We start from the raw sequence: 22,189 nt of genomic DNA on the forward strand, positions 1-22,189 counted from the left end.
GGAGGCAGGCATGGAATAGAAAGGAGGAGGGGCATGAAAAAGGAAGAACGTTTTCGCCAAGCGGAATTTGCCGCCATCGTTGGAATCATCGGCAATGTTGTGCTTGCCGTTGTTAAAGGAGTGGCGGGAGTGCTGGGCAACAGCAAGGCGCTGCTTGCCGATGCCGTTCACTCTGCTTCCGATGTCGCCGGATCGCTCGCGGTATGGATCGGCTTGCGCGCGGCGAAGCGGCCGCCGGATGAAGACCATCCGTACGGCCACGGGAAAGCCGAGTCGATTGCTGCCATTATTGTAGCGGTGCTTTTATTTATTATTGGAATAGAAATCGGCCGATCGGCCGTGCTTGCTTTTTTTCAGCCGCTCAGGCCGCCGGAAATCATTGCGGTATATGTGCTAGTTCTCTCGATTTTGGTAAAGGAAGCGATGTTTCGCTATAAATATCGCCTAGGAAAAAAATTAAACAGCAACGCCATTATCGTCAACGCTTATGAACATCGTTCGGACGTTTTCTCCTCGATTGCCGCCCTCATCGGGGTTGGCGCGGCAATAATAGGAGGAAGATGGAAGATCGATTGGCTCCTATATGCCGACCCGGTTGCAGGGTTGTTTGTTTCCGTTCTCGTGTTAAAAATGGCGTGGGATCTGGGAAAGGAATCGATTCATACGGCGATTGACCATGTATTGCATGAAGAGGAAACGGAATATTTGCGCAAGGCCGTATTGTCGTTTCCCGATGTCAAACAAATTCATGAGCTGCATGCGCGCGAACATGGGCATTACGTCATTGTCGATTTAAAAATTGCCGTGGATCCTTTTATCACCGTCGAAGAAGGGCACCGCATCGGCAAAAAAGTGAAGGAAAAGCTGCTGACGCTTCCGCGCGTGGAAAATGTGATGGTACACATCAATCCGTATCATCCGGAAAAAAACACGTAACTTCATTGCCCACCCTTTTTTTTTTTTGTATAATAGGAAGAGTTGAGGTGGGATACATGTTAATAGCAAAAACGCGTTGGGATGTGAAGCATCCTGACGAACATATCGTTAAACATTTAGCAGAACAGTTGCACATCGACCCGCTGATTGCCAAGCTTCTTGTGCATCGCGGCGTTTGTACGGCAAAAGAGGCAGACGCTTTTTTGCATCCGCTCAAGCAGCCGTTTCATGATCCATTTTTGCTCGATGGAATGGAACGGGCGATTGCGAGGATAAATCGGGCGATACGGCAAGGCGAGTCTATTTTAGTATACGGTGACTATGATGCCGATGGTGTATGCAGCACGACTGTCATGGTTAGCGCTTTAAAAGAAGCCGGTGCTGTTGTTGATTTTTACATTCCCAATCGCTTTACCGAAGGATACGGTCCGAATGAAGCCGCTTTTCGCCGCGCGAAGGAGCAAGGAGTTTCTCTTATTGTTACGGTGGATAATGGCATCGCGGCGGTGAAGGAAGTGGCCCTTGCCAATGAGCTTGGCATGGACATTATTGTGACCGACCATCATGAGCCGGGACCGGTGTTGCCGGAAGCGTATGAAATTATTCATCCAAAAAAACCTGGAAGTACATATCCGTTTCGTGAACTAGCCGGCGTCGGGGTAGCGTTTAAAGTTGCCCATGCATTGCTTGGGGATGTTCCGCGCCATTTATTGGATGTCGTCGCCATTGGGACGATCGCTGATTTGGTGCCTTTGACGGGGGAAAACCGCTTGCTGGCTGCGCAAGGACTTGAAGAACTGCGCCGCACGAAGCGCATCGGCTTGCGCGCCTTATGGCAGCAGTGCAGGATAGAAGCGAAGGAAATCAACGAACAGACGGTTGGCTTTGTGATCGCGCCGCGAATGAATGCGGTTGGACGTTTAGGCGGAGCGGACCCGGCTGTAAGGCTGCTCATGACCGAGGATGAAGCGGAAGCGAAAAGGCTGGCGAAAGAAATGGATGACCTTAATCGCGAACGCCAGCAGTTAGTAGCTGAAATAGCGGAAGAAGCGGCGCAAATCGTTCGTGAACAGTTTCCGCCGGCCAGGCATAAAGTGCTTGTCGTGGCGAAAGAAGGATGGAATCCGGGGGTCATCGGCATCGTTGCTTCCCGGCTAGTCGAACAATTTTACCGGCCAACGATCGTTTTAAGCATTGATGCTGAAAAAGGAATTGCCAAAGGCTCAGCGCGAAGCATTCATGGTTTTGATCTCTTTGCCAGCTTATCGACATGCCGTGATATCTTGCCGCATTTTGGCGGCCACCCAATGGCAGCTGGAATGACGTTATCGATCGACCATATTGACGAATTGCGGCAGCGCCTGAACGCTCTTGCCGATGAAACGTTGTCAGACGATGATTTCACTCCGATTACGGTCGTCGATGCGGTTTGTTCCGTCTCCGATTTAACGCTGTCGGCAGCCGAACAGCTGGAACAATTCGCCCCGTTTGGCGTTGGCAATGCGAAGCCGCTTTTTTTAATTGAAAATGTTTCCGTCGAAATGATGCGCCGCATCGGCGCCGATCAATCTCATTTAAAGGCGGTTTTTGCCGAAAATGGCGCCACTGTTGATGGCATTGGGTTTGGATTTGGTCATCTATATGATGAAATCGCTCCAGATGCAAAAGTGTCTGTTGTCGGCGAATTAGCCGTAAATGAGTGGAATGGATTGCGCAAGCCGCAGCTGGTGATTTATGACGTCGCCGTGCGCGAATGCCAATTATTTGACGTTCGCGGCCAAAGGGATATCCGTTCCCTCATTGCATCGCTTCCGAAAGAAAAACGGCTGCTCATTATGTTTCGCAAAGAAACGGAACAGCTTGCAGATATGGCATTATTTAAGGATGAATTGCATTATATTCATTCCAGCGAAGAAGCGGCAGCTCTTTGCTTGGACGGCCGCTATGTAGTGCTATTGGATCTGCCTCCGTCATTACAAATATTAAAAATGTTGTTGCGTTCTAGTTTACCTGCGCGCATTTATGCGGTATTCTATCAAAGGGAGATTCATTTTTTCCGCACGCTGCCGACGCGCGACCATTTTAAATGGTTTTATGCATTTTTACGAAAGCAAGGCGTGTTTCATATCGCCAAACATGGCGGTCAATTGGCGCGTGCACGTGGATGGACGGAAGAAACCGTCCACTTTATGGCAAAAGTATTTTTAGAGCTCGAATTTATTACCGAACGCAACGGAGTGATATCGCTTATTCCGCAGCCGGCAAAGCGTGACTTAAACGAATCGCCGACGTATCGTCTAAAACAAGCTCAGCTGGAGCTGGAAAATCTTCTTTTGTATTCAACTTACGAACAATTAAAGCGTTGTCTTTTCGAAATGAAAGGGTCGCAAACATACGAGGAGGCAAATGTGTAATGGACTTAAAAAAATATATTACAATTGTTCCTGACTTCCCAAAACCGGGGATTATGTTTAAAGATATTACGACGTTAATGGATAAAGGCGAAGCGTATAAATATGCGACAGACCAAATTGTGGAGTATGCACGCAAAAAGAAAATCGATATCGTTGTCGGTCCGGAAGCGCGCGGGTTTATTATTGGCTGTCCGGTTGCGTACGCGCTTGGAGTTGGATTTGCCCCAGTTCGCAAGGAAGGCAAATTGCCGCGCGAGGTAGTCCGTGTCGAATACGGTCTAGAATATGGAAAAGACGTGCTGACCATGCATAAAGACGCGATTAAGCCGGGGCAGCGGGTGTTAATTACCGATGACCTGTTGGCGACAGGCGGGACGATTCGCGCTACGATTCAGCTTGTCGAACAGCTTGGCGGCATCGTAGCCGGCATTGCCTTTTTAATCGAGCTTACCGAATTAGGCGGACGCAAAAAGCTAGAGGGCTATGATATTTTAACGCTCATGCAATTCTAACCATCGACATCATCGGCTTTTTTCGCTATAATGGATAAAAAGGGCACTCTCATGAGTGCTCTTTCTTATTAGCCGTTGTTGTCTAAATATGTCAACGGTCGACATTGCATAACTCTTTACATGAAAAATTTTTTTCATGATAATAGTATCAATACATGATTTTATTATACGTAAAGGTGATAGGATCCTATGGCCAATGAACAAGTATTGACAGCGGAGCAAGTTTTTGAACAAGCAGGCTGTTATTTGTCGGAAAAAGACGTCGAATTTATTAAAAAGGCGTATGAGTTTGCGAAACATGCCCATCGCGATCAATATCGCAAATCAGGGGAGCCGTATATCATTCACCCGATTCAGGTCGCGGGGATTTTAGTAGATTTAAAAATGGATCCTGCCACGATCGCTGCTGGATTTCTCCATGACGTCGTCGAGGATACAGAGGCGACAAAAGAAGATTTGGAACGGGAATTTGGCGCTGAAGTGGCGATGCTTGTCGACGGGGTGACGAAGCTGGGAAAAATTAAATATAAATCTCAGGAAGAACAGCAAGCGGAAAACCATCGCAAAATGTTTTTGGCAATGGCGCAAGATATCCGCGTCATTTTAATTAAATTAGCGGACCGTCTCCACAATATGCGGACGTTGAAACATTTGCCGGCGGAAAAACAGCGGCGCATCGCCAATGAAACATTGGAAATTTTCGCGCCGTTGGCCCATCGCCTTGGAATTTCCAAGATTAAATGGGAACTGGAAGATACCGCTCTCCGCTACTTAAATCCGCAGCAATATTACCGCATTGTGAACTTAATGAAGAAAAAACGGGCTGAACGAGAGCAATATTTGGAAGAAGTCATTCAGGAAGTGCGTGAACGGCTGAACGAGGTTCAGATTCCGTGCGAAATTTCCGGCCGGCCAAAGCATATTTACAGCATCTACCGCAAAATGGTCATGCAAAACAAACAGTTTAACGAAATTTACGATTTGCTTGCCGTCCGCATTATTGTCAACAGCATTAAAGACTGCTATGCCGTATTAGGCATTATCCATACTTGCTGGAAGCCGATGCCGGGGCGTTTCAAAGATTACATTGCGATGCCAAAGCCGAATATGTATCAATCGCTCCATACGACTGTAATCGGTCCAAAAGGAGAGCCGCTTGAAGTGCAAATTCGCACGTTTGAGATGCATCAAATCGCGGAGTTTGGAATTGCTGCTCACTGGGCGTATAAAGAAGGGAAGACCATTAAGCCGAATTCGTTCGAAGAAAAGCTTTCTTGGTTCCGGGAAATTTTAGAATGGCAAAACGATGCAAGCAACGCCGAAGAATTTATGGAATCGCTGAAGATGGATTTATTCTCCGATATGGTGTTTGTGTTTACGCCAAAAGGCGATGTCATCGAATTGCCGGCCGGCTCGGTGCCGATTGATTTCGCCTACCGCATCCATTCGGAAATTGGCAACAAAACGATCGGCGCCAAGGTCAACGGCAAAATGGTCCCGCTCGATTACAAGCTGCAGACAGGCGACATTGTCGAGATTCTGACTTCGAAGCACTCATACGGGCCAAGTCAAGATTGGCTGAAGCTGGCGCAAACGTCCCATGCCAAAAATAAAATCCGTCAGTTTTTCAAAAAGCAAAGACGGGAAGAAAATATTGAAAAAGGAAGAGAGCTTGTTGAAAAAGAAGTCCGCAGCCTCGGGTTTGATGTAAAAGAAATTTTAACGGCGGAAAACGTCAAGCGCGTTGCGGAGAAATTCAATTTTTCCAACGAAGAGGATATGTACGCCGCTGTCGGTTATCATGGGATTACCGCGGCGCAAATTGCTCACCGTTTAACAGACAAATGGCGAAAACAGCGCGATTTAGAAGAGCAGCAGAAAAAATTGACGGAGACGATATCGGAAACAAAAGTGCCGGCTGGAAAGAAACGCGATTGCGGCATCCGCGTTCAAGGGGTGGACAATTTGCTGATCCGCCTGTCGCGCTGCTGCAACCCGGTTCCCGGCGACGAAATTATCGGTTTTATTACGAGGGGCCGGGGCATTTCCGTCCATCGCGTCGATTGTCCTAACGTGCAGACGGAAGAAGCGGCCGACCGCTTAATTTCGGTCGAATGGGAAAGCGATGCAAAAACAAGCCGCGAATATAACGTGGATATTGAAATTACCGGTTTTGATCGCCGCGGCTTGCTCAATGAAGTGCTGCAGGCGGTGAATGAAACAAAAACAGATATTTCGGCTGTTTCCGGCAGATCCGATCACCGCAATAAAATCGCCACGATTAATATGACGATTGCGATTCGCAATGTCAGCCATTTGCAAAAGGTGGTCGACCGCATTAAACAAATACCAGATATTTACTCGGTACAGCGAATCATGAATAACTAGAAAGGAAACGGTTTATGAAAGTAGTCGTACAGCGAGCGAAAAAAGCAAAAGTAACGGTGAATGGAGAAGTGGTCGGGGCGATTGGGCACGGACTTGTCCTGCTTGTCGGCGTCACCCATAGCGATACGCTCGAGGATGTCGCCTTTATCGCCGATAAAATCGCCCATTTGCGCATTTTTGAAGATGAAGCGGGAAAAATGAATCTTTCCGTGCTGGATGTTGGCGGCGATATTTTATCTGTTTCGCAATTTACGTTATACGGCGATTGCCGAAAAGGCCGGCGGCCGAATTTTATGGAAGCCGCAAAACCGGATCATGCACTGCCGCTGTATGAAGCGTTGAACGAGGCGCTGCGGCAGAAAGGGATTCGCGTGGAAACTGGAAAATTTGGTGCAATGATGGAAGTGGAGCTCATTAATGACGGTCCAGTGACACTCATTGTTGAAAGTAAGGAAAAAACGGGGAACGAATGACGTTCACCCGTTTTTTTTATTTTATTTTTTGCCGAAATAGGAAAGAATAAAACAAACGGATGCGACGAATTTCCATGAGGAAGGATGAGAAAAATGCGGCATAGCGCGAAAGGAGAATTTGCCCATCGCAAGGCAAGCGAATTATTTCATGTCGATTTTCACGAATTTATGAGAAAAGAGGCGGAATATACCGCCTTTGAATTAGCGTCTGAGTTTGGCTTGACGCTAAGAGACGTACAAAAGCTAAAAAAACAAATTTTTCGTTCCTAAAAACAATGATTTTCTCCTTGACAAAATTCGATTTCATTCGTAACATAAGTTATAAAAATTGTACATATGAACAACCAATGACGGAGAAAAGTAGTTAAGAATACACATGGCCAGAGAGGAAATGCCTGAGGCTGGAAGCATTTCTCCATGATGACTTAACGAAAGACACTCCGTAGGTTTCCCTTTGAACGTGCATGGCGCCAGTAAAAGGGAACGCGAGTCTCGCGTTATCGGTAACAAGTGGAAGCTTTTTTGCTTCAATTAGGGTGGCACCACGGGAACAGCGCTCTCGTCCCTATCATTTATAGGGAACAAGGGCGTTTTTATTTTGGTAAAGGAGGTTTGTTATGGCTTTTCAAATTCCAAGAGGAACGCAAGATATTTTGCCTGGTGAAGCCGAAAAATGGCAGTATATTGAAAAAATCGCCCGCGATATTTGCGAGCGTTACAATTACCATGAAATTCGCACGCCAATTTTTGAACATACGGAGCTGTTTTTGCGCGGCGTCGGCGACACGACCGATATTGTACAAAAAGAAATGTACACGTTTGAAGATAAAGGCGGAAGAAGCTTGACGCTTCGCCCGGAAGGCACGGCACCGGTCGTCCGTTCGTTTGTGGAACATAAAATGTACGGCAATCCGAATCAGCCGGTGAAGCTGTATTACATAGGGCCGATGTTCCGCTATGAACGCCCGCAAGCTGGAAGATTCCGCCAGTTTGTGCAATTTGGCGTCGAGGCGCTCGGCAGCAGCGATCCGGCGATGGACGCGGAAGTGATTGCGCTGGCGATGGAACTATATCAAACATTAGGATTAAAGCAACTAAAATTAGTGATTAACAGTCTGGGGGATGCGGAAAGCCGCAAAGCGCACCGCCAAGCGTTGATCGACCATTTCCGGGGCCGGATTCATGAGCTTTGCGAAGACTGTCAAGTGCGTCTCGAAAAAAATCCGCTTCGCATCCTTGACTGCAAAAAAGACCGCGATCATGAGTTAATGGCGACAGCGCCGTCCATCCTTGATTATTTGAACGAGGAATCGCATCAGTATTTTGAAAAAGTAAAATCGTACTTGACGAAGCTGGGCATTCCGTTTGAAGTGGACGCGCGTCTTGTACGCGGGTTGGATTATTATAACCATACCACTTTTGAAATTATGAGCGATGCCGAGGGGTTCGGCGCAATCACGACATTATGCGGGGGAGGCCGTTACAACGGGCTCGTCCAGGAAATCGGCGGGCCAGAAACGCCTGGCATTGGCTTTGCTCTTAGCATTGAGCGGCTTCTGGCCGCACTGGAGGCAGAAGGTATTACATTGCCGGTTCGTGAAGGCATTGATTGTTATGTCGTTGCTGTCGGCGAAAGAGCAAAAGAGGAATCCGTGCTGCTGGTAAATCAGCTGCGAAAAGCAGGGATAGTTGCTGATAAAGACTACCAGGACCGCAAAGTAAAAGCACAGCTGAAAGCAGCTGACCGGTTAAACGCGAAATTGGTGGCGATTCTTGGCGATGACGAGCTTGCCAAAAATGTCATCAATATAAAAGAAATGAGTACAGGCGAACAAACGGAAGTACCGTTGCCGTCATTGATCGATTTCTTAAAAGAACGATTATCATAGGGGGCATCAGCATGTTTGGCAGGACCTATTATTGCGGGGAAATCACGGAAAAAGCGATTGGCGAGAAAGTCGTGCTCAAAGGCTGGGTGCAAAAACGCCGCGACCTTGGCGGACTGATTTTCATTGACCTTCGCGACCGCACAGGCATCGTGCAAGTCGTCTTCAGCCCAGAGGTGTCGCAGGAAGCGCTGCATGTTGCTGAAAAAGTGCGGAATGAATATGTGTTAAGCGTCGAGGGAACTGTTGTGGCCCGGGAAGAAGGAACGATCAATCCAAATCTTCCAACAGGAAAAATTGAAGTTCAAGCCGAACAGATCACCATCATTAATGAAGCGAAAACACCGCCGTTTATTATTTCTGACCAAACAGACGTTGCTGAAGAAGTGCGTTTGAAGTATCGCTATTTAGATTTGCGCCGCCCGGTGATGTTCCGTACGCTGCAGCTTCGCCACCGTGTGACGAAAGCGGTTCGCGACTTTTTAGACGGCGAAGGTTTTTTGGAAGTGGAAACGCCGATGTTAACGAAAAGCACGCCGGAAGGGGCAAGGGACTATTTAGTGCCAAGCCGCGTTCATCCAGGCGAATTTTATGCGCTGCCGCAGTCGCCGCAAATATTTAAGCAGCTGTTAATGGTTGCGGGATTTGAACGGTATTATCAAATTGCCCGCTGCTTCCGCGATGAAGATTTGCGCGCTGACCGGCAGCCGGAGTTTACGCAGATCGATATCGAAACATCGTTTATGAGCCAAGAAGAGATTATGGACTTAACGGAACGTATGATGGCCCACGTTGTAAAAGTGACGAAAGGAATCGATGTTTCCCTTCCGTTTCCGCGCATGTCGTATGACGAGGCGATGAGCCGTTACGGTTCAGACAAGCCGGATACGCGTTTCGGTTTAGAGCTTGTCGATGTATCGGAAATAGTGAAGAATTCTTCCTTTAAAGTATTTGCCGGCGCTGTTGCCAACGGCGGACAAGTAAAGGCGATCAATGCAAAAGGCGCGGCAGATCGGTATTCCCGCAAGGATATTGATGCGTTGGCCGAGTTTGTCGCCCGCTACGGCGCAAAAGGGCTGGCTTGGCTGAAAGTGGAAGCAGACGGGTTGAAAGGGCCGATTGCGAAATTTTTCACCGAAGAAGAGCAAGCAGGACTCGTTCAAACGCTCGAGGCGGAAGAAGGAGATTTATTGCTGTTTGTCGCCGATAAAAAAGCGGTGGTTGCCGATGCGCTTGGCGCCCTGCGGCTGAAGCTTGGCAAAGATTTAAATTTAATTGATGACACAAAGCTTCATTTCCTTTGGATTACGGACTGGCCGCTGTTAGAGTATGACGAGGAAGAAGGGCGTTACTATGCGGCACATCATCCATTTACGATGCCGGTACGGGAAGACTTGCCAGCGCTTGAAACAAATCCAGAAAAGGTAAGAGCACAGGCATATGATCTTGTTCTTAACGGCTATGAGCTTGGCGGCGGATCGATGCGGATTTTTGAGCGCGACGTACAAGAAAAGATGTTCCGTGCCTTGGGATTTACCGAAGAAGAAGCACGCGCGCAGTTTGGCTTCCTGCTGGAAGCGTTTGAATACGGCACCCCGCCGCATGGCGGCATCGCGCTTGGCTTAGACCGGCTTGTCATGCTGCTTGCGGGACGGTCCAACTTGCGTGATACGATCGCGTTTCCAAAAACGGCGAGCGCCAGCTGCCTGCTCACCGAAGCACCGAGTCCAGTCAGCAAGCAGCAGCTAGAAGAATTGCATTTAGCGGTTCAATGGAAAAAAGAAGAGTAAGCAGGTTCCTATCGTCCTTTATTCCCCAAAAGTATGTGGGCGGGGAGGTTCACAAGCGACCAAATCTGTGATACAATAAAAGCAAATAGAAATAGTCCTGATGTGTTCGTCGTATAACCTATTGTTTTGACCGAACAATAAGTTATACGGGAGCCCGGGTTTCCAAGCGGCGTACATGCCTCCCCGTACGAGGAAGTGCAAACCTTGGGACAGGGCACCCACCTGCTTGGGAGCGGGTTCAAAACGAAGGCATCGACGGCACGATTGGGACTGACAGCTGAAATTTTGCTACATATGCCAGGCTACTTCCCTATGTAAAGGCTGCCCTTTACATAGGGTTTTGTTTTTGCTGGCATAAAAATGTGATTGAAAATAAAGCGCCGATTATTGTAGGATAAAAAACGGTATGGAAATTACAATAAAGCAACGGAGAGGATATTGATGCTACATCAATTTTCACGCAACGAATTGGCAATCGGCAAAGAAGGGCTGGAAAAATTAAAACAAGCAACAGTGGCTGTTCTCGGCGTCGGTGGGGTCGGCTCTTTTGCGGTGGAAGCGCTGGCTCGTTCCGGCATCGGACGGCTCGTTCTTGTCGATCGGGACAATGTCGATATTACGAATATCAACCGGCAGATTCATGCGCTTCTTTCGACGATCGGCCGTCCGAAAGTCGAATTGATGAAAGAACGCATCGCCGATATTAATCCGGAATGCGAAGTGATTGCGCTGCAAATGTTTTATACAGAAGAAACATATGAGCAATTTTTCAGCTATGATCTTGATTTTGTCATTGACGCTTCTGATACGATTATTTATAAAGTGCATTTAATGAAGGAATGTTTAAAGCGCAATATTCCGATTATTTCTAGCATGGGCGCCGCCAACAAAATGGATCCGACGCGTTTCCGCATCGCCGATATCTCGAAAACGCACACGGATCCGATCGCGAAAGTCATCCGTGCCAAATTGCGCAAAGAAGGCATTCGTCGCGGGATTCCTGTCGTATTTTCTGATGAAAAGCCGATTATTATTCGCGAAGATGTCCGCAAAGTCGTAGGCAATGACCAGTCGCCGATCCGCAAAGCGCAAATGCCGCCGTCTTCCAACGCGTTTGTGCCGTCGGTGGCCGGATTGATCATGGCGTCATACGTCGTGCGGGAACTTTTAAAAGACATCAAAATTTATCGGGTTGGAGAAGAATGAACCTCTCCCATCTACACTCTGTTAAGAGGTGGGAGACTTCTCGGTAAATATGTGAAAAACGTCGCAGACTATGGGCTGCGACGTTTTTTTAAGAACGGGCAATATGTTCCAAATTTCCGTTTTTATCCATGCGGAAAATATGGGCTGGCGGCACTCCGTACTCTTCTTCCAACACGAGTTTACGGGCACGCTCCATAATTTTTACTAATGCCTCATAATCTTCTTGAATAGTGGATTGCTGTGCTTCGAGGCGCTCCAATTTTTGTTGTAATTCTTCCCGCTGTTTTTGCAGCTGTACCTGTTCTTGTTTTAATCGTTCATTTTCTTTTTTCATTGCTTCGACCTGTTCGTAGTCGTGTTTTAACGTTTGCAAAAAAGCGATGCATTGCTCAAGGGTGAGCGTCGAAGCAGGGAGAAATGGCGACGATCCTTGATAAGAAATGTTTTCTGATGATGGAAGCAACGTTGCTGCGTTGTTTTCTTTTTGGAGTTTTTTGGCCATTTCTAGCGCGCGCTTCCGCTCTTTGCGCTGTTTTTTCGCCAGTTCAATCGCTTCAACATATCGTTTCCGAACTTCGGCGTTCCAGCGGAACCCGCATGCGGCCGCTGTCCGGTTCAAGCGGTTGCCGACTTCTTCAAATGCGGCAAGCTGCGTTCCCCCCTCGCGAATATATCGTAGCACCGTTTCCGCCAACACGACATCTTCCTCGTGAGACCAGGCGTCTTGTCTTGTTTTCATGTTGTCACACCCCGCAAATAAATTTAGATAGATGATAGTTTTTCCTCTTGTTGGCAAATTTAAACTTTATATTTTTTATTTCATTGAAAGTTTGCCAATAATCTTTTATAATGGGCCTATATTTATTACGACCAGTCGGTTGCAAAAAACTATGAACAATTGGTTAGAAATGACGACGGGAAAGAGGTGGAAGGATGAATTTTTTAACAAGATTTAGCCTAAAAAATGCAGTCGCCGTATTCATTATTTCTTTTTTGCTGATTATTTTAGGAGCATACTCGTTTTCATCCCTGAAAGTCGATTTGCTTCCAAACATTGAGTTTCCGCAATTATCGATTGAAATCGTTTATCCGGGGGCGTCGCCGCAAGATATAAACGATCAAGTAACGGCGAAGCTGGAGGAAAAATTCAAATCGCTTGAAGGGCTAAAGAACATGCAAAGTTCTTCGTATGAAAGCATGGCCGTTATTAATCTCGAGTTTCCGTTTCATACCGATATGGAGGAAGTGGAACGGCAAGTTGACACATTAATAAAAGACACGGATCTTCCGGAAAATGTGGAGACGAAAGTCAACCGGTTTTCATTTGGAACGATTCCTATTTTTAATATTTCTTTATTTGCCAAGAAAGATGTGGATTTGCAAAACATATTAGAAACAGAAGTTATTCCTGAGTTAAATAAAATTGATGGAATTAACTCCATCTCTGTCGGCGGGGAGAAGGAGGAAATTATAAAAATTACTGTCGATAAGCAAAAAGCGCTGCAGGCAGGATTGACGCTGACACAGATTAAAGATCAAATCAACGAAAAATACATGTCTTTCCCAGCCGGCAATGTTCATACCGATACGCTGCAAATTCCGGTTCGTGTGCAGGAAAAGCTAGAAACGGTGAAAGAGCTGGAAAATATGGCGCTGACATCGCCGGTGCTGCAATCCATGCCTGCTGCGGCGCAAGCAAAGCCAGCGATTAAGTTAAAAGACATCGCCAGCATCGAAACGGTTGCCGATCGGGCCGAGTTTACGCGCTATAACTTGAAAGAAGCGCTATCGATGGCAGTAACGAAAAAGCAAGACGCGAACACGGTAGAAGTGGCGGACAAAGTGACCAAAGTATTGGATTCGTATAAGGACAAATTCGATTACACCATCGGTTTTGATTCGGCGGAAGGAATTAAAAAATCGGTCGAATCGCTCGTCCGGGAAGGATTGCTCGGGGCGCTGTTCGCTTCGGTTGCGGTGCTTCTCTTTTTGCGCAATGTGCGCGCGACGGTCATCGCGATCGTGTCCATTCCGCTTTCGCTATTGGTCGCTTCCATTTTTCTCAATCGAATGGATATTTCTTTAAATGTGATGACGCTTGGAGGGATGGCCGTAGCAGTAGGGCGCGTCGTCGATGACAGCATTGTCGTCATTGAAAATATTTTTCGCCGTGTGCGCAAGGCGAAAACGGGAATAACGGATGAACTCATTCAAGATTCGACGAGAGAGATACTAAAAGCCATTACCTCTTCGACGATTACGACAGTGGTTGTCTTTTTGCCGCTCGGCTTTGTCGGCGGAATTACCGGCGAATTTTTCCTGCCGTTTGCTTTAACCATTGTGTTCGCGCTGTTGGTTTCTTTGGTTGTTGCCGTTACGGTTGTGCCGATTTTGGCGAAATTCTCCTTTAAAAAAGTTCCGCCGGAAGAAAAAGAAGGAGCGCTGCAGCGTGTTTACGGACGCGTCATTGCCTGGGCGCTTCGCCATAAAGCGCTTGTTTTGCTGCTATCGGTGGTATTGCTTGTCGGTTCATTTGCACTCGCTCCGGCGCTAGGGTTTACTTTTTTGCCAAATGAAGAGCAAAAAACGTTGGTCGCCAGCATTGAACTCCCGTCTTCAACGTCGCTGGAAAAAACAAATGATGTATCATTAGCATTAGAAAATATGTTTGTCAAGCAGAAAGAAATTAAAAACGTCACCGCAGCCGTTGGCAGCCGTGATTATCGCAGCGGACTAAAACGTCAAAACCAGGCAAACTATTTTATTAATTTAAAAGAAGATGTTGCTGTTGCGCCATTAATCAAAAAGCTAGAGAAAAAGATGGAACAAATCGTCAATGAAAAAGCACCCGGGACAAAGTTCGGCGTGCGCGAGATGGAGAGCGGCGGTCCGCCGACCAATAACAATGTCGATATTGATTTGTATTCCAACAATTTATCTTCCTTGCAAAAAGCAGCAAAACAAGTAGAAACCTATTTAAATAAACGCCATGATTTGAAAGATGTAACGAACAACTTCGCCGATAAGCAAAAACAAATCGTCGTCGATATCGACCCGGAAAAAGCGGCCGCTTATGGCGTTTCTGGATTTCAAATTTTAGGAACGATTGCCGACGCCACGAAGCCGGTGGAGGTCGGAGCATTAACGCTAAACGGAAAAGAGCGGACCGTTCAATTATCGTACAATCAACATCTTCAATCGGTAGATGAACTGAAAAATACGATGATTTTTACAAAGAGAGGACTTGTTCCTGTCTCTGAGCTGGCGTCTGTCAACGAGGTAGATACGTATACATCAATTCAAAAACTGAATGGAAAAGTGTTTGCCCGTGTATCCGCGCAAATCGTTGGCGATAACATCCAAAAAGTCACCAATGATGTCATTCGCCATGTGAAAAATGATCTGAACCTTCCAGATGATGTGTCATTAGAGGGAGGGGGCGGCAGCGATGAGACGATGCAAACGTTCCAGGAGCTTGGCATTGCGATGCTCATTGCCATTGGCCTTGTCTATATTACGATGCTTGTCACATTCGGAAAAGCGCGCATCCCGTTTGTCATTCTGTCTTCGCTTATTTTCGTGCCGATCGGCTCGCTTCTTGGCTTATATATCGCAAAAGAGCCGCTGTCCATCAGTGTCATGATCGGGCTATTAATGCTAATTGGAATTGTCACGACCAACGCCATCGTTCTTGTCGACCGCATTGGACAAAATCGTGAACAAAAAGGAATGACGATTCGCGCCGCGATTATGGAAGCAGGCAAAACACGGCTGCGGCCGATTTTAATGACGGCATTTGCAACGGTGACAGCGCTGATTCCATTGGCGCTGACGAGCGAGTCCGGAACATTGATTTCCAAAGGATTGGCGATTACCGTGATCGGCGGTCTTACTTCTTCCACTTTGTTAACGCTTATTCTCATTCCTGTGATGTATGAGTTATTCTTTATTCGCCAAGCGAAGGCAGAACGGATGAAACAGTAAATGGAAGGATGGCCCATGTTGCAACGGGCCATCCATCGTTTTTGTTTCGTTTTTTTCCCAAAAAAGAATCTATTATAATAATCATAAACAAGAATAAGGAAGGAGAAAACATTGAACCGGAAAGAAGAAATTATTCAGGCGGCAATGAAGCTGTTTGCGCAGAAAGGCTATTATGCTACATCGATGCAAGAAATTGCCGAGCAGAGCGGGATAGCGAAAGGTTCAATTTATAATTACTTTAAATCGAAGGAAGAAATTGCGGTGTCGATTTTGCGTTATTACTATGACGTTCTCTTTCACAAAATGAAAGATATTGCCGATGATGCCGCATTGTCAGCACGGGAAAAATTTGAAAAACAGCTGTCTGTGCAAATCGAGGAATTTTACCGCCATAAAGAGCTAGTCCAAATGCATATGGGCGAACAAACGGTAAAAGTCAATGATGAAGTTCATCGGCTCGTGTTTCGCATTCGTGCGAAAATGCTCAACTGGTATCGCCGGGCCATCGAAGAAATATACGGAGAAAAAGTGCGCCGTTTTTCGCTGGATTGTGCGACGATGCTCAACGGAATGCTCAAAGAATATTTGTTTTATATGGCGATTGACCGAAAACAGCTGCCTTTAGCCAAGATGGCGCCGTTTTTGCTTCGGCGGCTCGATGCGCTAGTGGCTAGCATGACCGGACAAGAAGAACCGTTATTAACGATAGAAACGATGCACGATTATCTTTCCGCGGAGCAAACCGATCAACAGGAGAGGCAGAAACAAATTCTCGCCTATCTTGACCATATGATCGCCGCTGTGCCGATTAATGGAGAAATGGAAGAGGATGTACGCTACTCGTTAGAAACATTAAAACTGGAGATGAAAAAAGGAGAAGAAGCACGGCCGTTTATGGTGGATGCGCTGCTGCTTTATTTAGAGAAATGGGATTTGCCTTTATACAATGAATTAAAGGCGGCAATAGAGCGCTATTTCGATAGGCAGAAGTTCTCTGCCGGCTAAAGAACAACGATACTTTTCATTGGCGGAGGGATCGTTTTATGCTTTTTACGGCGGAACCGCTTGCTGTCCGCATGAGACCGCGGAATATTGACGAGATCGTCGGGCAAAAACATATTATTGGGCCGCATACCGCTTTGTACAAAATGATTCAAAAAGGGTATGTGCCTTCGTTATTGCTGTACGGAGAGCCGGGGACGGGAAAAACATCGCTTGCCTATGCGATTGCCGGGACGGCTGGGCGCGAGTTTTTTGCCATTAATGCGACGACGTCGGGAAAAAAGGATATCGAAGAAGTAGTGGAGACGGCGAAGCTTATCGGCAACGTCATTTTATTCATCGATGAAATCCACCGTTTTAATAAGGCGCAGCAAGACTATTTGCTTCCCCACGTGGAAAATGGCCTGATTACGCTGATCGGCGCTACGACGGAAAACCCGTTTCACGAAGTAAATCCGGCGATCCGCAGCCGCTGCGGACAAATTCAACAATTGAAGCGCCTTTTGCCTGATGATATCGTTGCCCTCTTACGGCGTGCGCTGCAAGATCCGGACAGAGGATTAGGAAACTTTCGCATTGTGATCGAAGAAGAACTGCTGTTTCGTATTGCTGAAGCGTCCGGAGGAGATGCGCGCATTGCGTTAAATTTGTTAGAAGCGGTCGTCTATGCTTCGCGGGAAGTCAATGGGCAAATTTATGTCAAAGAGGAGACGATAGCAGAGTGTACAGCAAACCGGGGATTTACCCATGATAAAAACGGAGATGTGCATTATTCGCTTCTATCGGCGTTTCAAAAAAGCGTGCGCGGCAGCGATGTCGATGCGGCGCTTCATTATTTGGCACGCTTGCTTGAGGGCGGGGATTTAGCAGCCGTTTGCCGGAGATTGCTTGTCATCGCCTATGAAGATATCGGGCTTGCCAATCCGATGATGGGAGTGAAAGTGCAAGCAGCGGTCAACGCGGTAGAACGGTTAGGGCTCCCGGAGGCAAGAATTCCGCTTTCAGTCGTCACGATTGAGCTATGTTTAAGCGCGAAATCAAACTCTGCCTATAAAGCGCTCGATGCGGCAATTGCCGATGTGCGCGCCGGAAAGATCGGCGATATTCCCGATCATTTAAAAGATGCGCATTATCATGGGGCAAGCGTGCTTGGACACGGAAAAGGATATCGGTATCCCCACGATTATCCAAACGGCTGGGTAGCACAGCAATATTTGCCGAAGGAGTTGGCAGGTGTAAAATATTATATGCCGAAAGAACACGGGGAAGAAAAATATTATGCGAAAGTATATGAACGGCTGGAACAATTAAAACAGCAAAATTTCAAAAATGAAGGAAGCAAAATTTTATGATATAATGACAATCGATTTGTTTACTTTGTTCAATAATGGAGGGAGCCTATGTCCCATTCTCACTATAAATATGCATCTTTGTTCCGCTGGACAGTTTATTTTATTGGCTTATTGGTAATGTCTTTCGGGATTGTACTGACAATTAAAGCCGATGTTGGCTGTGCGCCGTGGGATGTATTGCATATCGGATTGTACCGAAAATTCGGGCTGACGATTGGGACATGGTCAATTATTGTCGGCATTGTGATTTTGGCGTTATCTTCCCTGCTTGTCAAACGGCTGCCAAAACTCGGCGCTTTTTTGAATATGCTTTTTGTCGGCGTATTTATCGATATGTATATGATGATTCCGTATTTGCAAACTCCTGCTACAATTGCTGGAAGATTTGCGATGCTGCTGATTGGCATTGTTATTGCCGGTTATGGAATGGGACTTTATATTTCTGCCGATGTTGGCGCTGGTCCTCGCGATAGCTTGATGCTTGCCCTGATGGATTTAACCGGCTGGAAAGTGCAATATATTCGCATTGCGATGGAAGCTTTTGTTTTATTGATCGGTTGGCTGCTAGGCGGACCGGTATCGATAGGGACGCTCATTTTTTGCGTGACGATCGGATCGGTGGCTGGCGTTGCCCTTCCGCAATGCCGAAGAATCACCGAGCGCATCATGGAACCAATTCATATGGAAACACAAGGTTTAAGTCGTTAGGAGGAGTAATATGAAGATTTCGACAAAGGGTAGGTATGGATTGACGATTATGATTGAGTTGGCAAAAAAGTATGGCGACCGCCCGATTTCGCTGCGCTCGATCGCCAAAGCAAATAATTTATCTGAACATTATTTGGAGCAGCTTGTCACACCGCTTAGGAATGCCGGGCTTGTCAAAAGCATCCGCGGGGCATACGGCGGCTACGTGCTAGCGGATCATCCGGCGAAAATTACCGCTGGGGATGTGATCCGCGTGCTAGAAGGGCCGATCACGCCTGTCGAAGAACTCGAGGAAGAAGAGCCGGCCAAACGAGAGCTATGGATTCGCATTCGCGATGCGGTCGAGGAAGTGCTAGACAGCACGACGCTGGAAGATTTGGCGAAGTATAGCGAAGATGATAATGAGGCATATATGTTTTATATTTGATGGAAAGGAGAATGATCATTGGACCGGATTTATTTGGATCATGCCGCTACGTCACCGGTTCATCCGGACGTGGTCGAGCGCATGATTCCGTTTATGACCGAAGTGTTTGGAAATCCGTCAAGCATTCATTATTTTGGCAGACAAAGCCGTCATGCCGTGGATGAAGCAAGAGCTTTGGTGGCAAAAAGCATTGGCGCGAAAGAGACGGAAGTCATTTTCACCAGCGGCGGGACGGAAGCGGATAATATGGCGCTCATCGGCACCGCGATGGCAAACCGTGATCGCGGGCGCCATATTATAACGACGGCGATTGAGCATCACGCCGTATTGCGTGCATGCCAATATTTAGAAAAACAAGGGTTTGATGTCACCTATCTCCCAGTAGATGAACATGGAAAGGTTTCTCCAGCCGATGTCAAAGCGGCGCTTCGCGACGACACTATTCTGGTTTCGATTATGTTTGCGAATAACGAAGTAGGCGTGCTGCAACCGATTCGCGAAATCGGGGAATTGCTAAAAGAGCACCAGGCTTATTTTCATACGGATGCGGTGCAGGCTTATGGACTTGTACCGATGGACGTCAATGAGCACCATATTGATTTGCTGTCTGTTTCAGGCCATAAAATAAACGGCCCAAAAGGGATTGGCGCTTTATATGCCCGGGAAACGGTCAAGCTGTCTCCGCTTTTTTACGGCGGGGAGCAAGAGCGGAAACGCCGCGCCGGAACGGAAAATGTCGCCGGCATTGCCGGGCTCGCGAAAGCAGTGGAAATTGCCCAAGAAACGATGAAGCAAAAGCAGGAAGAGTATCGCTTGCTCCGGGAAACCATGTTATCTATTTTTGCCGAATCAGGCATCGATTTTGCAGTAAACGGAAGTGAAGACGGATTGCCGCATATCGTCAATGTGGCGTTTCCAGGCACAAACGTCGAGTCGATGCTGGTCAATCTCGATTTGGCGGGAATCGCTGCTTCCAGCGGTTCGGCGTGCACCGCTGGATCGATTGATCCGTCCCATGTGCTCGTCGCCATGTTCGGAAAAGAATCAGAACGAATTCGCTCGTCGATTCGCTTTAGTTTTGGACTTGGAAATACAAAAGAACAAATTGAGCGGGCAGCAACGGAAACGGTAAAAATTGTGAAAAGATTAACAAACAAATAAACGGGGGTGAAACATGTGAATAAAGCACCAAAAGATACACGTGTCGTTGTCGGCATGTCTGGTGGTGTGGATTCTTCCGTCGCGGCGCTGCTTTTAAAACAGCAAGGCTACGATGTCATTGGGATTTTTATGAAAAACTGGGATGATACAGATGAAAACGGTGTCTGCACGGCGACGGAAGATTACGAAGATGTAGTGCGCGTCTGCAATCAGATCGGCATTCCGTATTACGCCGTCAATTTTGAAAAACAGTATTGGGATAAAGTGTTTACGTATTTTTTGGATGAATACAAAGCCGGACGCACTCCAAACCCGGATGTGATGTGCAACAAAGAAATTAAGTTCAAAGCATTTTTAGAACATGCGCTATCGATTGGAGCCGACTACGTAGCGACCGGGCACTATGCGCGCGTGGCGTATCGCGACGGCGAATATAAAATGCTGCGGGGCGTTGATCAAAATAAAGACCAAACGTACTTTTTAAACCAATTAGGACAAGCGCAGCTGTCCAAAGTAATGTTTCCGATCGGACATCTCGAAAAAACGCAAGTGCGGCAAATTGCGAAGGAGGCGGGGCTTGCCACCGCTGGAAAAAAAGACAGCACGGGAATTTGTTTTATCGGGGAACGCGATTTTAAAGAGTTTTTAAGCAATTATTTGCCGGCGCAGCCAGGCGTGATGAAAACGCTGGATGGTGAAGTAAAAGGAAAACACGACGGGGTGATGTACTATACGATCGGGCAGCGCCACGGCCTTGGCATTGGCGGAAGCGGCGAGCCGTGGTTTGTCGTTGGAAAAAATGTCAAAGAAAATATTTTGTACGTAGCGCAAGGATTCAACAACAAATATTTATATTCCACTTCCCTTATTGCCATAAACGTCAATTGGGTGTCGGATCGCAAACCGACGCAATCGTTCCATTGCACGGCAAAATTCCGCTATCGTCAGCCGGATACCGGCGTTACCGTTCATCCGATTGATGACGAAAGAGTCGAAGTGGTGTTTGATGAACCAGTTCGTGCCGTTACGCCGGGGCAAGCGGTTGTCTTTTACAACGGTGAGGAGTGCCTCGGCGGCGGCACCATTGATGAAGTGTTCCGCGATGGTGAAAAGCTCTGGTATGTCGGTTAAAGGATGATAGCCTTGGGCCTTGGAAAGCGAAAAAAGCGGTGACAGATAGGAAACACCTCAACTCTTGCCTGGGTTGAGGTGTTTTTGTAAATGATAGAAAATTGCGAACATATGTGCTACAATTGGTGTAAGGGGTGACAAAACAATGGGAGATAAAAATCAACAAGGAATTTCCTATATGCAGCAAGGAAATTATGAGGAGGCGATTCAATGCTTCCACGACGCGATTGAGGAAAATCCGAAAGATCCGGTCGGCTACATTAATTTTGGCACGGTGTTAGCCGCGGCGGGAGAAGAGGAAAAGGCGCTGCAGTTTTTCCAGAAAGCGCTCGAGCTTGATGATAATGCAGCTGCCGCTTATTATGGAATAGGCTCCGTCTATTACAAACGCGGGCAATTCACGCAAGCAAAGAACATGTTTGAACAAGCGATGCGAAAAGGATTACAGGATGCGGATGCTTTTTTTATGCTCGGCATGTCGCTAATCAACCTGGAGATGCCGCGGCTGGCGCTTCCGTATTTACAAAGGGCGGTGGAGTTGAAGGAAAACGACGTGGAGGCTGTGTTTCAACTAGGATTATGCCTTGCCCATCTCGAATTGGTAGACGAAGCGATGGACTATTTCCAGAAAACGATTCAGCTAGATCCCCGTCATGCGGATGCCTATTATAATTTAGGCGTCATTTATGCCTACAAAGAGGATATCAAAACCGCCCATGACATGTTTTCTACTGCTTTGGAAATTCAGCCGGATCACCTATTAGCAGGATATGGAAAAAAGATGATGGAAAAGAAGCTACAACAATAAAAAGGCAGGGG

Annotated in this window: 18 protein-coding genes, 1 other RNA gene and 1 other annotated feature; of the genes, 18 read left to right on the top strand and 1 reads right to left on the bottom strand. The window is 47.0% G+C overall.

All coding sequences use genetic code 11. The features are described 5' to 3' along the window. Positions 1-33: 33 nt before the first annotated feature. The 10 genes from BV455_RS13625 to BV455_RS13670 all read left to right on the top strand — a co-directional run bounded on the left by BV455_RS13625 (position 34) and on the right by BV455_RS13670 (position 11,605). Positions 34-936, top strand: coding sequence for a cation diffusion facilitator family transporter (locus BV455_RS13625; protein WP_081159667.1), 903 nt, complete (start codon positions 34-36; stop codon positions 934-936). A gap of 56 nt (positions 937-992) precedes the next feature. Then, positions 993-3,350, top strand: a complete 2,358-nt coding sequence (gene recJ, locus BV455_RS13630; protein ID WP_042406379.1) for a single-stranded-DNA-specific exonuclease RecJ — start codon at positions 993-995, stop codon at positions 3,348-3,350. Continuing rightward, the gene (locus BV455_RS13635; RefSeq protein WP_017435555.1) at positions 3,350-3,862 is read left to right on the top strand and encodes an adenine phosphoribosyltransferase; all 513 of its coding nucleotides are present in this window, start codon (positions 3,350-3,352) and stop codon (positions 3,860-3,862) included. The genes recJ and BV455_RS13635 overlap by 1 nt, the downstream gene beginning before the upstream one ends. A gap of 189 nt (positions 3,863-4,051) precedes the next feature. After that, the gene (locus BV455_RS13640; protein WP_017435556.1) at positions 4,052-6,250 is read left to right on the top strand and encodes a RelA/SpoT family protein; all 2,199 of its coding nucleotides are present in this window, start codon (positions 4,052-4,054) and stop codon (positions 6,248-6,250) included. A 14-nt stretch (positions 6,251-6,264) separates the two neighbouring features. Continuing rightward, on the top strand, positions 6,265-6,723 hold the full coding sequence (gene dtd, locus BV455_RS13645) for a D-aminoacyl-tRNA deacylase (protein WP_042406375.1): 459 nt from the start codon (positions 6,265-6,267) through the stop codon (positions 6,721-6,723). Positions 6,724-6,807: 84 nt separating this feature from the next. Then, positions 6,808-6,993 (top strand): hypothetical protein, encoded by a 186-nt coding sequence (locus BV455_RS13650; RefSeq protein ID WP_143420788.1) that lies wholly within the window; start codon positions 6,808-6,810, stop codon positions 6,991-6,993. Between the two features lie 68 nt (positions 6,994-7,061). Beyond that, positions 7,062-7,293, top strand: a binding site (T-box leader). 47 nt (positions 7,294-7,340) lie between these two features. Continuing rightward, complete coding sequence (gene hisS, locus BV455_RS13655) at positions 7,341-8,612, top strand: histidine--tRNA ligase (RefSeq protein ID WP_017435559.1); 1,272 nt, start codon at positions 7,341-7,343, stop codon at positions 8,610-8,612. 11 nt (positions 8,613-8,623) lie between these two features. Further along, complete coding sequence (aspS, locus tag BV455_RS13660) at positions 8,624-10,399, top strand: aspartate--tRNA ligase (RefSeq protein ID WP_017435560.1); 1,776 nt, start codon at positions 8,624-8,626, stop codon at positions 10,397-10,399. 91 nt (positions 10,400-10,490) lie between these two features. Next, a non-coding RNA gene (gene ssrS, locus BV455_RS13665) (6S RNA) lies at positions 10,491-10,674 on the top strand. Positions 10,675-10,840: 166 nt separating this feature from the next. Further along, positions 10,841-11,605: a tRNA threonylcarbamoyladenosine dehydratase gene (locus BV455_RS13670; protein WP_017435561.1), complete on the top strand. Its 765-nt coding sequence runs from the start codon at positions 10,841-10,843 to the stop codon at positions 11,603-11,605. Between the two features lie 88 nt (positions 11,606-11,693). Here BV455_RS13670 and BV455_RS13675 read toward each other — a convergent pair whose 3' ends face one another. After that, positions 11,694-12,344 (bottom strand): RsfA family transcriptional regulator, encoded by a 651-nt coding sequence (locus tag BV455_RS13675; protein WP_017435562.1) that lies wholly within the window; start codon positions 12,342-12,344, stop codon positions 11,694-11,696. A gap of 194 nt (positions 12,345-12,538) precedes the next feature. Between BV455_RS13675 and BV455_RS13680 the strand changes: the two genes are divergently transcribed. The 8 genes from BV455_RS13680 to BV455_RS13715 all read left to right on the top strand — a co-directional run bounded on the left by BV455_RS13680 (position 12,539) and on the right by BV455_RS13715 (position 22,178). Beyond that, complete coding sequence (locus BV455_RS13680) at positions 12,539-15,589, top strand: efflux RND transporter permease subunit (protein ID WP_042406369.1); 3,051 nt, start codon at positions 12,539-12,541, stop codon at positions 15,587-15,589. A gap of 111 nt (positions 15,590-15,700) precedes the next feature. Beyond that, positions 15,701-16,594, top strand: coding sequence for a TetR/AcrR family transcriptional regulator (locus tag BV455_RS13685; RefSeq protein ID WP_042406367.1), 894 nt, complete (start codon positions 15,701-15,703; stop codon positions 16,592-16,594). 38 nt (positions 16,595-16,632) lie between these two features. After that, positions 16,633-17,943, top strand: coding sequence for a replication-associated recombination protein A (locus BV455_RS13690; protein WP_061579387.1), 1,311 nt, complete (start codon positions 16,633-16,635; stop codon positions 17,941-17,943). Positions 17,944-17,991: 48 nt separating this feature from the next. Beyond that, positions 17,992-18,651 carry a YczE/YyaS/YitT family protein gene (locus BV455_RS13695; RefSeq protein WP_017435566.1) on the top strand — a complete coding sequence of 220 codons (660 nt, stop codon included), beginning with the start codon at positions 17,992-17,994 and terminating at the stop codon, positions 18,649-18,651. Between the two features lie 10 nt (positions 18,652-18,661). Beyond that, on the top strand, positions 18,662-19,078 hold the full coding sequence (cymR, locus tag BV455_RS13700; protein WP_017435567.1) for a cysteine metabolism transcriptional regulator CymR: 417 nt from the start codon (positions 18,662-18,664) through the stop codon (positions 19,076-19,078). Positions 19,079-19,096: 18 nt separating this feature from the next. Beyond that, complete coding sequence (locus BV455_RS13705; protein WP_017435568.1) at positions 19,097-20,239, top strand: cysteine desulfurase family protein; 1,143 nt, start codon at positions 19,097-19,099, stop codon at positions 20,237-20,239. A gap of 15 nt (positions 20,240-20,254) precedes the next feature. After that, entirely contained in the window at positions 20,255-21,370 is a 1,116-nt protein-coding gene (gene mnmA / locus BV455_RS13710) for a tRNA 2-thiouridine(34) synthase MnmA (protein ID WP_061579388.1), read from the top strand. Between the two features lie 145 nt (positions 21,371-21,515). Then, positions 21,516-22,178: a tetratricopeptide repeat protein gene (locus BV455_RS13715; protein WP_017435570.1), complete on the top strand. Its 663-nt coding sequence runs from the start codon at positions 21,516-21,518 to the stop codon at positions 22,176-22,178. The last annotated feature ends 11 nt before the right edge of the window (positions 22,179-22,189 follow it).

The sequence above is a fragment of the Parageobacillus caldoxylosilyticus genome (assembly GCF_019272935.1).
Lineage (GTDB): Bacteria > Bacillota > Bacilli > Bacillales > Anoxybacillaceae > Saccharococcus > Saccharococcus caldoxylosilyticus.

What these genes read in the sequence shown, in the direction of transcription:
- BV455_RS13635 (WP_017435555.1), top strand. Translation starts at nt 3,350, where the DNA reads ATGGACTTAAAAAAATATATTACAATTGTTCCTGACTTCCCAAAACCG.
- aspS (WP_017435560.1), top strand. Translation starts at nt 8,624, where the DNA reads ATGTTTGGCAGGACCTATTATTGCGGGGAAATCACGGAAAAAGCGATT.
- hisS (WP_017435559.1), top strand. Translation starts at nt 7,341, where the DNA reads ATGGCTTTTCAAATTCCAAGAGGAACGCAAGATATTTTGCCTGGTGAA.
- recJ (WP_042406379.1), top strand. Translation starts at nt 993, where the DNA reads ATGTTAATAGCAAAAACGCGTTGGGATGTGAAGCATCCTGACGAACAT.
- BV455_RS13715 (WP_017435570.1), top strand. Translation starts at nt 21,516, where the DNA reads ATGGGAGATAAAAATCAACAAGGAATTTCCTATATGCAGCAAGGAAAT.
- BV455_RS13690 (WP_061579387.1), top strand. Translation starts at nt 16,633, where the DNA reads ATGCTTTTTACGGCGGAACCGCTTGCTGTCCGCATGAGACCGCGGAAT.
- BV455_RS13650 (WP_143420788.1), top strand. Translation starts at nt 6,808, where the DNA reads ATGAGAAAAATGCGGCATAGCGCGAAAGGAGAATTTGCCCATCGCAAG.
- cymR (WP_017435567.1), top strand. Translation starts at nt 18,662, where the DNA reads ATGAAGATTTCGACAAAGGGTAGGTATGGATTGACGATTATGATTGAG.
- BV455_RS13675 (WP_017435562.1), bottom strand. Translation starts at nt 12,344, where the DNA reads ATGAAAACAAGACAAGACGCCTGGTCTCACGAGGAAGATGTCGTGTTG.
- BV455_RS13680 (WP_042406369.1), top strand. Translation starts at nt 12,539, where the DNA reads ATGAATTTTTTAACAAGATTTAGCCTAAAAAATGCAGTCGCCGTATTC.
- dtd (WP_042406375.1), top strand. Translation starts at nt 6,265, where the DNA reads ATGAAAGTAGTCGTACAGCGAGCGAAAAAAGCAAAAGTAACGGTGAAT.
- BV455_RS13670 (WP_017435561.1), top strand. Translation starts at nt 10,841, where the DNA reads ATGCTACATCAATTTTCACGCAACGAATTGGCAATCGGCAAAGAAGGG.
- BV455_RS13640 (WP_017435556.1), top strand. Translation starts at nt 4,052, where the DNA reads ATGGCCAATGAACAAGTATTGACAGCGGAGCAAGTTTTTGAACAAGCA.
- BV455_RS13695 (WP_017435566.1), top strand. Translation starts at nt 17,992, where the DNA reads ATGTCCCATTCTCACTATAAATATGCATCTTTGTTCCGCTGGACAGTT.
- BV455_RS13625 (WP_081159667.1), top strand. Translation starts at nt 34, where the DNA reads ATGAAAAAGGAAGAACGTTTTCGCCAAGCGGAATTTGCCGCCATCGTT.